A 12,815-nucleotide genomic window follows, 5' to 3' on the forward strand; every position below is an offset into this window, starting at 1 on the left:
AGCGGAGACAGGCCCATGTACGCTTTAATCTCAAAGTGCATGCTCTTTTAGCGTCTGGTCTCCAGCCAGTTGTTACTTACCACATTTCGATACCAGTAGTAGCTTTCCTTGGGGGTGCGGGTCAGAGTACGAAAATCGACATGAATCATACCGAATCTCATATTATACCCTTCCGCCCATTCAAAATTGTCCATGAGCGACCATGCCATATAGCCTTTCACATGAAGGCCGTCATGAATCGCCCGATGCACCTGCACCAAATGCTGCTGCATATAGGAAATACGGCGATCATCCTGAACCTTGCCATTCACAATCTCATCGTTAATACAAGCCCCGTTTTCTGTAATATAAATATCGATGTTGCCGTACTTTTGCAAATAATGCAGGACCTCATACAGCCCGCGCGATTCCACCGGCCAGCCGATATCTGTCACAGGCAGCCCCATATTAATCTCTTCGGATTGAAGGAATCCAGCTTCGGGATTAAAACGATTGACGGACATAGCGTAGTAGTTTATACCGATCAGATCAATAGGTTCGCTAATAATGCCCATATCTCCTTCTTGAATCGGTACGGTAGCTCCTTGCCCGGCGAACCATTCTACCAGAAACTGAGGATACGAACCCTGATAGATGGGCTGGAGAAACCAGTCACTATGCAGGGAAACCGTACGCGCACACGCCGCTTTGTCTTCCTCGGAAGTGCTATAGGGTACAGCCCAGGAGACATTCGGCGCTATGCCGATCTGGCCACTGGTACCCAACTCGCGGAAACGGCGTACGGATAGGCCATGCGCAACCAGTAGATTGTGCCCAACGTTGATGGCTGTCTGGAGATTGGTCAGACCAGGGGCATGAACTCCCAGCATATTGGATAAAAAGGCGATGCACCACGGCTCGTTGAACGTCAGCCAATGGTGTATTTTCCCATGGAACTCACGGAACATCGTCTCTGCATACTGGACGAATGCCTGAATCGTGCGACGGTTTTCCCATCCTCCGGCATCTTGAAGTACCTGCGGCAGATCCCAGTGATACAGCGTACAAAACGGCTCAATTCCATTTTCGTTCAACATATCCACTACACGATGATAATAGTCCAGCCCTTCCTGATTGACTTCACCGTCACCATTGGGGAATATACGCGGCCATGACACCGAAAAACGATATGTACGGATGCCCAGCTCCTTCATCAGCCGGATATCTTCTTCGTAGCGATGATAGCTGTCACAGGCTACATTCCCGTTATCTCCGTTGAACACCTTGCCGGGCGTATGGGCAAAGGTATCCCAGATGGACAAACCTCTTCCATCCTCCTCATAGGCCCCCTCGATTTGATAGGCTGCCGTTGCCGTCCCCCACATAAAGTCCTGCGGAAATTGAAAAATGGTCATATTTTTTCTTCCTCTCCCTCAATAATAATCGAATGTCTGTCCGTAGTTTCCTGCTCTTTGGTAAAATTCCATGACAAAATGAATCCTCCATGCTCTGGATCAGGCTGAGCCTTCCGAGCATCTGCACTGAACGGATGGGCACTGCGAATCGTGCAGCGTCCAGTCGGGACGTATGCGGCAAGTTCCGCGCGAACGAGTCGGGCACTGGACCATTCCATGCTGACCGTCATCCCGCCTTGTCCCCGCAATCCGCTGACCCGCCCCTCCGACCATGCCGAAGGCAGAGCGGGCAGTAAGGTCAGCTCACCCGGACGACTTTGCAGCAGCATTTCCGCAATCCCCGCCGTCGCGCCGAAGTTGCCGTCGATCTGAAAAGGCGGATGAGCGTCGAATAAATTCGGATAGGTCGAACGCGACAGCAATGTGCGCACATACCGATGTGCTGCTTCGCCATCCTCCAACCGAGCGTACAGGTTAATCAACCATGCACAGCTCCATCCGGTATGACCACCGCCATGATCAAGCCGTCGGCGCAGCGATATGCGGGCCGCTTCTGCCAGCTCCGGGGTATCACGAACATGGATTTCTCGTCCGGGATACAAACCATACAGATGTGAAACATGTCGATGTCCCGGCTCCGCTTCCTCAAAATCGGCAAACCATTCCTGTAACTGTCCGTGACGACCAATCTGGTAGGGCAGCAGGCGTTGCAGTGTCTCTTCACAGCGGTTGCGGAATTCACGGTCTAATTCCAGCAGATCCGCAGCCTGGATGCAGTTGCCCAGCAACTCTCGAATTAGCGTCATATCCATCGTGGAACCCATGGATATACTGCAATCCTCTCCGTCCAGGGTTTTAAATTTGTTTTCAGGTGATGTAGAAGGCGAGGTCACAAGCCAGCCGTCCGGGCCTTCCACGAGCCAATCCATACAAAAGGCGGCCGCTCCCTTCATCAGCGGATAAGCTTGTTCCGCCAAATAAGCCGTATCCTGAGTAAACAGATACCGTTCCCATAGATGGGCGGTTAGCCAGACACCCCCGAGCGGCCAAAAGGCCCAACTGGCATGACCTCCTGACGGTCCGGCATACCTCCAGACATCTACATTATGGTGGGCCGTCCAGCCTTGAGCGCCATAATGGATCGAAGCAACTCTGCGTCCCGTACGGCTAACTTCACCAATCATGTGCAGCAAGGGTTCATGGCACTCGGCAAGATTGCATATCTCCACCGGCCAATAGTTCATCTGGGTATTAATATTCGTTGTATAATCACTGTTCCACGGTGGCTGCACCCGGTCATTCCAGATACCCTGAAGATTGGCGGGCTGACTGCCCGGACGCGAACTGGCTATCAGTAAGTAGCGTCCATACTGAAACAACAGCACCTCCAAATCCGGGTCCGTCTGACCTTCGCGGTACTGCTCCAATCGCAAGTCAGTCGGAATTTGTCTTTTTGTCATTCGATCCGTCCCGATATCATTCCCAAGCTCTAGCTCAACGCGGCCAAATAGTTCCCGATGATCTTGCTCATGCCGTCGCTTCACCTGCTCGTATCCAAGCGAGACTGCTTTATCCAGAGTTGCTTGGCATACGCCTGTCGGTTCCGCTGCATCACTGTCCGGTCTAGTATCAAATCCCCGGAATCCGGTAGCTGCGGCCAAATACACCGTGAGTTTATCCGCACCCGATACACTCAGCACTCCGTCAGCATCCTCTGTCAGCGTTCCCCCCTCAGGGATAGCCCGCGCCTGAACCGCAAAGGCCATCCCCAATTCATCCTCGTAAACAACCGACTGCGGATGATCCCCGCGATAATTTGACTCCACATGGCTGGGCGCTCGTCCGGTTAACGTAATTACGTCCCTCGTTGATTCATTAGATGGGCCATCTTCCTTGTCACTATCCCACGGGGATGAATCACCAAAATGTGCATCCTCGGCAGCCTCGGTTTCACAAGGATGCGGTGTAGTTATACGCACGATTGCATTGATCTTTCCAGGCCTATCCGCAGTAAGCGATACCATAATAATTCCATCTGGTGCACTGGCGATGACTTCACGGGTATAACGGATACCCCCGCTATGAAAAATGACCGCAGCCGTTCCGGTGGTCAAATCCAATTCGCGTTCATACTCCACAATTTCCCCAAGTCCCTGCTGTGTAATCCACAAATCTCCCAAAGGCTGATAAGCCTCCGTATCTCGACCCAGCATGTTCCTATTGATCAGATGCTCAGCGTCCTTGTATTTTCCGTCCGCAATCAGCCCCCTAACGGGCTTCAAATATCTCAATGCATCATACTGAACGCCATCCCTGGGAAATCCGGACCAGAGCGTATCCTCGTTTAATTGCAAACGCTCCTCCCCGATCCCGCCAAAAACTATCGCGCCCAGCCTCCCATTGCCGATAGGCAATGCTTCCTCCCACACCTTAGCAGGCTGGCGATACCATAAACGCAGGGATTTCTGCTTTTCGCGTTGTCTCACATCAAACCCTCCCCCCATTGAGATTAAACAGAGCGCCAATCCCGTATGAACCACAAGGACAAGCGCTCCGTCATTCCGACAACCCATCATTTTGTTGCGCCTCGTTAAGTCAGCTCGCTATTTAGAAGCCTTGCCGCTCCACAATTCCACTCTGTCCTTCACCAATTGAGTATATTGTTGCTCCATTTGTACCGCTCCGGCAGCATCCAGCTCTTTAAGCATGTTGTCGTATACGGTGTCAAAATTGGATGTTGGGGCCAAGATAGCCTCCGGTATACGCTTACGGATAATATCCGTCGTTTTTTTGAACGTAACGTTATAATTTGATTCATTGTCTGTTGTCAGGTTATAGGCGGCACCCCAAGGCTTTACATCAAATTCTTTCTTGTCCGGGAACAGTTCTTTCCACGTTTTTACACCATACGCTTTAAGTGATTCTCTCTCCGGCTCCGAATAAGCCGCGATAATTTGCTCCGGGAATTTGGCAGTATAGTAGTTATCTGTAGGATCCTTCACGCCATCACCATAGTGTCCGCTGATGAGCGTGTATAAATCTATACCCGTGGATTTATTGAAGTTGGTTGTATTGTTCGTTTTTTGCTCCAGCACATCAGCAGGAATAACGCGTTTGCCGTCTTTAATTTCATAATGCTTGCCTTCGATCCCCCAGTTCACTAGCACCTGTCCTTCATCGGAAGCTAAATAATCAAGGAATTTAATAGCCCGCACCGGGTCCTTGCAATTTTCTGTAATACCTACTCCATAACCGGACGTGAAACCCGTATCCTGAAAGGAACGATCCTTGTATTCCTCCGAAAGTGTAACTGGAAAATGCGCGTAGCTGGCTTCGGATTTACCTGACGCTTTTAACGCATTTTCAGCATCCTGATAACCCCACTCCTGGTCGATCAGGCCGAGGACACGACCACTGGCAATTTTCGATTTGTATTGATCACTTTTTTGTACAAACGAATCCTTATCCAGCAGCCCTTCATTGTACATGTGGTTCAACCAGCGGAAATATTCCTTTTCTTCCGGACGTTTGTAATGAAGCTTGGCTTCAAATGTTTTGGGATCAATAAAATATTCACCATCATCCGGCGCTCCAGTCGTCTGGAAGGCAGGATTCGTTACGGTAATCATAATTCTCCAGTCGTCTGCATCCAGCGTGAGTGGGATCGTTTTTTTGCCATTGATCGTCGGATGCTTGGCTACATAGGTTTTGAGTACGTTTTCATAATCCTGTAGCGTTTTTACCTTTGGATAACCTAATTCCTTGAGCACCTTATGCTGAATTTCAAATCCCCCCGTCGCGTCAAAGCTCTCCTGTCCCACACCTGCATACGTAGGAAGGACATAGATGGATTGATCTTTATTACTGTATTTCAAACGATCCATATAGGGTCCGTATAGCTTTTTGAGATTGGGTGCGTGATCATTGATCAGATCTGTCAGATCAATCATGGCCCCCGCATCCACGAGCTTGCTAATATTCGCTTTAGGAGAAACCAAGTCCGGGTATTCTCCACTTGCTGCCATCAAAGCAATTCGGTCATCTCCACCTCCGCCGCTGACATCAAATTCCGCATTCAAGGTTACACCTGTTTTCTTGGTGATTTCCTTGCCTATCTCATCCTTCATTCCATTCCATTGTGGGCTTGTATCTGCTCCGAAGAAGCTAAACGTAATCGGATCGGTTCCGCTGGATGAGCCTTCCTTGGCTGCTTTCTCACCTCCACCGCAGCCTGCCAGTGCAGCAAGTGATACCGCGAGCAGGGGAATGAGTGCAAATCTGGACCAAACCTTTTTCATGAACAAAACCTCCTATATTCTTATGATGACTTAACCTGCAAATCGCAGTTACTTTACCGCCGGAAGCCCGGTTTTTATGATTTCACCGCATTATGATTTCACCGCACCCAGTGTCATGCCGCCTACAAAATACTTTTGCAGGAACGGATACACCAGCAGGATGGGGAGCGTGACCGTAATCGTAATTGCCATTTTGATCGACTCTGGTGAAATTTGAGCCATTTGCTTAGCCATATCGTTACTATTCGTCATACTGGAGCCGCCTTGCTGCGTACTTTGCAGTATCTTCATCAGCTCATACTGCAGCGTCGTCCATTGTGGCGCCCCACCATTATACAAATACGTATCAAACCAAGCATTCCACTGACCTACTGCCAAAAAAAGAGCAATCGTTGCCAATACTGGTTTGCACAGCGGCAAAATAATTTTCCAGTAAATCGTAAAATCATTCGCCCCATCCAGTTTGGCAGACTCCTGTAGCGCATACGGCAAACCGTCCATAAAGGAACGAATGACAAACACATTAAATGCGCTAATTAAGCCTGGAAAAATGTACACCCAAAATGAACCTAGCAGATGCAGATCCCGCATCAAAATAAACACGGGCACCATCCCGCCGGAAAAATACATCGTCAACGCCAAAAACGTAGAAATAAACTTACGAGCGCGAAACTCGACCCGACTTAATGTAAAAGCAAGCATAGACGCGCATATCAATCCGAGTACTGTCCCGACCAAAGTACGAAGAATAGATATTTGCAGACCCTGAAGAAGGCCATCGTACTGGAAAATTGTTTTGTAATTTTCGAGCGTAAATTGGCGGGGCCATATATAAATACCGCCGCGAACCGTGTCCGTTGAATTGTTCAGGGAAATCGCAAGTACGTTCAGAAACGGGTACAGCGTCACCACCACGATTAGAGCCATGAGGATATAGTTGAACAGGTCAAACAGCTTTTCAGACCGAGTAGCATTAAATGCCTTATTCGTCATTTTGCTTCTCCCTCCCTACATGATGCTTTCTTTGGTCAGTTTTTTGAATATGCCATTTGCCGTAAACAACAGCAGGATGCTGACCAACGAATTGAAAATACCAATCGCTGTCCCGTAAGAGAAGCGGCCCAAATTAATCCCGTAATTCAGCGCATACAAATCCAGCACCTCGGAATAATCCGTCACCAGACTGTTGCCGAGCAAGAACTGCTTTTCAAAACCGTTGCTCACCAGATGCCCAATCGCCATAATGAACAGAACGGCAATGGTCGAACGGATACCCGGTAGCGTAATATGCCACATCTGTCTCCAGCGACTTGCCCCGTCCACACGAGAAGCTTCATACTGTTCCTGGTCAATCCCGGTGATTGCGGCTAAATAAATAATCGTGTTCCAGCCCGTCTCTTTCCATATATCTGAAGCGGTTACAATATACCAGAACCAGCTACCCTTCGCCATAAATTGAATCGGCTCATCCACAATATGAAGCGCTATCAATATATCGTTGACAATCCCTCCGTCAATGGACAGCATTTTCGTAACCAATCCGGCGACAACAACCCAGGATACAAAATGCGGGAGGTAGGATATCGTCTGCACAAATCGTTTGAACAGCATCCCCCGTAGCTCATTTAGCAGAATAGCAAAAAAGATTGGCACAACAAAACCAAAGATAATCCCCATCAGGCTCATCGCCAGCGTATTGCGTAATACCAGATAAAATCGTTCATCCTGAAATAGCTCAATAAAGTTATTCAGCCCTACCCATTTCTGGTCCGAAAAAGATTTGGCCGGCTTATAATTTTGAAACGCCATCGTCCAGCCCCACAGCGGAAGATAACTGAAAACAAACACCCATATGACGAAAGGAATGGACATAAAATAAAGGTACTTTTGTTGCTTTACACTGTCCCACAAGCCTTTTTCTTCACGCCCGCGCTTCGGCCCGCGTACCTTGCGCGGTCTTCCCCGATTGGGTTCAGGAATCATTGCACCAGCATTGGAAGCGGTTTCAGTTGAAGATTCCATAACAAGCTCCTCCTTGTATGTAGTTACTATTATCATACTTGGCTGACTTCAAAGCGGATACCCAACGAATTAGGAGAAAAATCAGTTCAAAATTAGATATATGGGGAGGGAGTTGAAAATTATAGATACAAAAAAGACCAGCAATGTAAGCTGGTCAAACCTCTCAATCATATTCTGCAACTAATTGGCGGGTGTACGGATGTCTGTCAGGAGCAAAAAGTTCCTCCTTTACAAACTCGTCCACCAAATGTCCTTCGTGCATGACTAGCACCCGGTCACACATATACTGCACCACAGGTAAGTCGTGGGAAATAAACAAATACGAAAATCTCAGTCTGCTCTGTAACTCCTTGAGTAAGTTCAACATTTCTGACTGGATTAAGGTATCCAGATTGGATGTTGGTTCATCCATAATAATGAGTGCAGGCTCCACGCTGATAGCTCTTGCCATGCAAAGCCGTTGCTTTTGTCCACCGCTGATTTCATGAGGGTATCTATCCAGCAATTCAGGTGATAGGCCCACATATTCCAGCAATTTTCCTGCTATTTCTCTTCTGTCCGAACCACAATCTTTCAAAAAGGATGGAATCTTTTGTTCCAGTTGATCCAGTGGCTCCATGACCGATTCCAGTAAACGAAACCTTGGATTTAGCGCCGCAGAGGGATTTTGAAATACAGCCTGTATCTGTCCTTTATAACGTTTTAACGATTCCTTTTTTTCTGCTTGAACGGGCGTTCCCTGAAACCAGATTGTTCCTGCATCTATACCTTGCATGAGCATGATGCAGCGTGCCAATGTGCTTTTTCCACAGCCGCTTTCTCCAATCAGTCCCACACATTCACCCGCTCGAATCGTCAACGATACCCCGCCGAGCACTTGTCTTTTTTTGCGGTAAGATTTATGAATGTCCTGCACGACTAAAAGTTCAGGTACAAGTTTCTGGTTCATAAAGATGTTACCGCCCTCTCTATATGGACTCATGCACGGATTTCATTGATGGGCGCAAGGATGGAATAGCTTCAATCAGCCTTCGGGTGTAGGGCTGTTTCGGGTTGTTCAACAATGGTAATGTGTTCCCCGACTCCATAAGCTGCCCTTCTCGCATTACGGTGACTTGATCGGCGTAGCGCTTGACGTTTCTCAGATCATGCGAGATGAACAAAATGCCGCATTGGGTACGTTCTTTCAGTTCTGAAATAATGCGTAAAATTTCGTTGGCATTCGTTTGATCCAATGCTGTCGTAGGCTCGTCCATAATCAGCAGCTTGGGTTCCAGCATGATCGCTACCGCAAGCGATACCCTTTGTAGCTGCCCGCCACTGAGCTGAAATGGATACTGGTTGTATATTTCTTTCGTTAATCGGACGTATTCGAGAACTTGCTGGATGCGCTCTTTTCGATTTTTTCGTTCCAACACATGATGTGCTTTTAGCGTTTCATCCATTTGCTTACCCAGGGTTATAAACGGAGTAAACACACCTGCATAGTCTTGAAAAACATAAGCAATTTCCTGCCCACGAAGGCGTTCTCTTTCTCTCTTGGACAGAGTGAGTAACGAGCTTCCGCACAATTCGATCTTACCGGATTCTACCCAAACCGTTGCAGGAAGCAGATCACCAATGGACAGCGAGGTCATGCTTTTTCCACTGCCACTTTCACCAATTAGCGCATGGCACTGTCCTGCACCAATGGATATATGAAAATCACGCAAAATCATGCCTTGCTCAGACTTCAAATGCAGTCCTGTTATTTCAAGAATGTTCATCATTTCATTTCCCCCGTGGCCGAAGATCCAGACTATCCCGTAGCTGATCCCCGATCAGATTGGATAAAAGAACGAACAGCATAATGGCTACACCCGGAATGACCATCGCCAGCGGAGAACTGTGAAAATAGGCCCGTCCCTCATTCAGCATCGCTCCCCATTCGGGAGTAGGCGGCTGTAGTCCGAGTCCGATATAGGATAGAGCCGCGATCATTAAAATGATTTTGCCCAAATCCAGTGTGGCTACGACCACAACTTCTCTGAAAGCAGCAGGCAGCAAATGCCGGATGACCAATCGAGTTGTCGGCACTCCGCTCAAGCGGGCACTGTAGATGTAATCCCTCTCTTTTTCAGCCATCAGGCTGCTTCTTACCAGACGGGCATATGCCACCCATTTTACCGATACAATCGCAATCATCAAGTTGACGACACCCGGCCCAAGCAAGCCTGTCAGTACGATGGCAATCAAGTAATCGGGAAAAGCCAAAAAGGAATCTGACACCCGCATGAACAATCGGTCTATCCCTTTGCCCACATACCCTGCGATTACCCCCGCCGGAATGCCGATGCTCAAAGAGAGAATGAGAATCAAAAAACTCGTACCAACCGTATTTCTGCCCCCATATACCAACCGAGACATTAAATCTCTGCCCAAACCATCCGTACCCAGCCAATGTTCGCTGCTTGGGGATTGAAGTCTTCGAGTGAGCGAAACGAGCAACGGATCATTTTTCATAAACTCAGGCAGGATGAACAGTGCAGCTATTCCGCTGATGAACAACAATAAAGGAAGTCGGGTTTTACTCAATGTCCTCCCCCCTTCAGGCGGATTTCAGGGTTCACGCATCCTACCATTACATCCGTCATCACGTGAAGCAGCGTAATGATAGCACCCATAAATAAAATGTATCCCTGAATCATCGGATAATCCCGGTTATGAATGGCTTCTACAATAAATTTTCCTAGCCCTGGATAAGCGAATATCGTTTCTACCACGACACTCCCGCCCAGCAAGCTTCCCACACTGATACCAAACATGGTCACTACTGGAGTCAAACTATGGCGACATGCATGTAACCAAAAAATACGGTTCCTTCCAATCCCTCTGGACCTCGCACCCTGGATAAATTCCTGACTCAAGCTGTTTAACAGGCTGGAACGAATAAGCCGTACATATACCGCAGCCATTGTCAGTCCCAATGTCAGCGAAGGCAGCACCAGATGCATCAAAGTGCCGTTCCCCATAGATGGAAAGACCGACCAGCGCACCGAAAATCCCTCAATAAGTAAAATTCCTAACCAAAAGCTGGGGATGGATGCTCCCATAATTGAAAGCACCCGGCTGACTCGATCAATCCACTTCTTGGGATATAAAGCTGAACAAGCGCCCAACGGTACCGCAACTCCGATCAACACCACAATGGAGGTAAATGTCAGAAGAAGCGTCGCAGGCATCCTCGTCCATATTTCTTCTGTTACCGGGCGATGTGTCATGTAGGAAGCCCCCAAATCCAAACGAATGAATTTGGAAAGCCATTCCCCATATTGCACGATAACCGGCTCATTCAGGCCCATGATCTCCCTTTGGATTTCCACTTGCTCGTTCGTAACCGCCACATCATCCACGCGCAGCAGTTGTCGCACCGCGTCTCCCGGAGCAAGCTTGATTCCCGCGAAGCTGATAAGCGACAGAAGAAAAATAAACAGAAAAAACTCAATTAGTCTTTTTCCAAGCAAGGGAATCACTTTGCTTCAACATCCAACTGGTTAGTGAGCATATAATATTCGCTTTTACTGGTTACCCAGTTTTTCACACTGTCTTTGTAAACAACCAGCGTGTTCGGATGCACCAGATAGGAATAGTACGTCTGGTCATTAATTCGCGTGAGCACTTGAGATATCAGTTCATTCCGTTTTGCTATATCTACGGTTTGATCTAACTGGTAAATCAATTTATTCAACGACTCATCGTTTATTTTTCCATAATTCAGCGTTCCATCTGGTAAAAACGATACATTCAAAAAGTAGCTGGCATCACCGCGAGGCGCAATCAACGGACTGTACATGCCCAGATCCCAAGTCGTATCGTTCATCAAATAGTCTTCGTAATTTTCAACCTGCTCAATTTGCAGAGTAATGCCCAATTGCTTGGCTTCCGATTGCAACGCTTGTGAGAAGATTGGGAACTCGGCTCTGGACGCATAAGTCACCAGTTTTAAGGATAGTGGCTTCCCGTTTTGCGTTATTTTGCCGTTTTCCACCTGAAATCCGGCTTCCTTAAACCACTTGAGCGCTTCTTCAGTCCCGGTTTTGCGGGTTGGATATTCCGGTACAAACGGGAAATTCGGCAAAAATGGACCTTGCGCCACTGTAGCCTGTCCACCCATAATAGCGTCCCTCAGCTCCTCACGATTGACCAAGGCATCAAATGCTTTGCGCAAATTCGCATTTTGGAACAAAGACTTTTTCGTGTTAAAAATCAATTCATGTGTGCGCAAACTAACCACTGAATCCAGTTTGAGCTGAGCATCTTGCTTCATTTTGTCCATGCTTTCAACAGGCGGGCGATAAACGATATCTGCGTCACCGGATAAAATGGCGGATAAACGCGCATTCGCATCCTCGTTAAAAGCAAAAACCGCCCGATCCAGCTTGGCCGCCCCACTCCAATATCCATCATAGCGGGTAAGCTTCAATGACGTGCCTGCGGTGAAGGACTCCACTTGAAAAGGCCCTGTACCGATTGGTTTTTTATCCGGATCGACTGCTTCTGTATCCAGAATGGCTGTGTTGGGATGAACCAGTTCGGATGGGAACTGAGGGAATGGTTCTTCCGTCACCACATGCAGCGTTTGCCCGGAGGCTTTCATGGATTTAATTCGTAATACCTGCTTAATCCCCGGATTCAGCTCTATCGAGCGTTCCAGCGATTGCTTAACTGTCTCTGCCGTCAGTTTTTTTCCGTTTTGAAAGGTTACCCCGTCACGAATCTGAAACTCCCAGTTTTGCCCGTCTTTACTCGACCATTTGGTGGCCAGCCATGGCTGGATCTTTACGTTCTCATCCAGTTTGACCAACGTTTCTACGACTCCTGCTCTTAGCGGAGTGTAATCCAGACTGGGATCAACAGTCTGACTGGCGAAGTTAAACAGGAAGGTTAGCTCTTTCTTTGGCTGCTGCGTTGCTGGCATTGAACTTTCTTGCGGGCCAGAACAAGCAGCCAGTAAGACTACGGTCAGAAACATACATATCATTTGGGTGAATCTTCTTTTTTTCATGCTTCCCCTTCATTTCTCTATCATTTCCTTCCATCATACTTACCTGTCACTTGTCAT

General features: G+C 48.0%; 10 protein-coding genes. All 10 read right to left on the bottom strand.

Translation table 11 applies throughout. The features are described 5' to 3' along the window. Positions 1–47: 47 nt before the first annotated feature. Positions 48–1,394, bottom strand: a complete 1,347-nt coding sequence (locus ACWXW9_RS09795) for a GH1 family beta-glucosidase (protein WP_494929240.1) — start codon at positions 1,392–1,394, stop codon at positions 48–50. Further along, entirely contained in the window at positions 1,391–3,880 is a 2,490-nt protein-coding gene (locus ACWXW9_RS09800) for a glycoside hydrolase family 95 protein (protein WP_494929241.1), read from the bottom strand. The genes ACWXW9_RS09795 and ACWXW9_RS09800 overlap by 4 nt, the downstream gene beginning before the upstream one ends. 117 nt (positions 3,881–3,997) lie before the next feature. Beyond that, on the bottom strand, positions 3,998–5,692 hold the full coding sequence (locus ACWXW9_RS09805; RefSeq protein WP_494929242.1) for an ABC transporter substrate-binding protein: 1,695 nt from the start codon (positions 5,690–5,692) through the stop codon (positions 3,998–4,000). Between the two features lie 90 nt (positions 5,693–5,782). After that, entirely contained in the window at positions 5,783–6,685 is a 903-nt protein-coding gene (locus ACWXW9_RS09810; RefSeq protein ID WP_494929243.1) for a carbohydrate ABC transporter permease, read from the bottom strand. A 15-nt stretch (positions 6,686–6,700) separates the two neighbouring features. After that, the gene (locus tag ACWXW9_RS09815; protein ID WP_494929245.1) at positions 6,701–7,714 is read right to left on the bottom strand and encodes an ABC transporter permease; all 1,014 of its coding nucleotides are present in this window, start codon (positions 7,712–7,714) and stop codon (positions 6,701–6,703) included. A gap of 163 nt (positions 7,715–7,877) precedes the next feature. Beyond that, the gene (locus ACWXW9_RS09820) at positions 7,878–8,663 is read right to left on the bottom strand and encodes an ABC transporter ATP-binding protein (protein ID WP_494929246.1); all 786 of its coding nucleotides are present in this window, start codon (positions 8,661–8,663) and stop codon (positions 7,878–7,880) included. A gap of 19 nt (positions 8,664–8,682) precedes the next feature. Continuing rightward, positions 8,683–9,483 carry an ATP-binding cassette domain-containing protein gene (locus tag ACWXW9_RS09825; protein ID WP_494929247.1) on the bottom strand — a complete coding sequence of 267 codons (801 nt, stop codon included), beginning with the start codon at positions 9,481–9,483 and terminating at the stop codon, positions 8,683–8,685. A gap of 1 nt (position 9,484) precedes the next feature. After that, positions 9,485–10,288, bottom strand: a complete 804-nt coding sequence (gene nikC / locus ACWXW9_RS09830; RefSeq protein WP_494929248.1) for a nickel transporter permease — start codon at positions 10,286–10,288, stop codon at positions 9,485–9,487. Further along, entirely contained in the window at positions 10,285–11,226 is a 942-nt protein-coding gene (gene nikB, locus ACWXW9_RS09835) for a nickel ABC transporter permease (protein ID WP_494929249.1), read from the bottom strand. Before nikB ends, nikC begins: the two co-directional genes overlap by 4 nt. After that, complete coding sequence (nikA, locus tag ACWXW9_RS09840) at positions 11,223–12,758, bottom strand: nickel ABC transporter substrate-binding protein (protein WP_494929250.1); 1,536 nt, start codon at positions 12,756–12,758, stop codon at positions 11,223–11,225. Before nikA ends, nikB begins: the two co-directional genes overlap by 4 nt. Positions 12,759–12,815: the final 57 nt, after the last annotated feature.

The sequence above is a fragment of the Paenibacillus sp. LT-B23 genome (assembly GCF_059417685.1).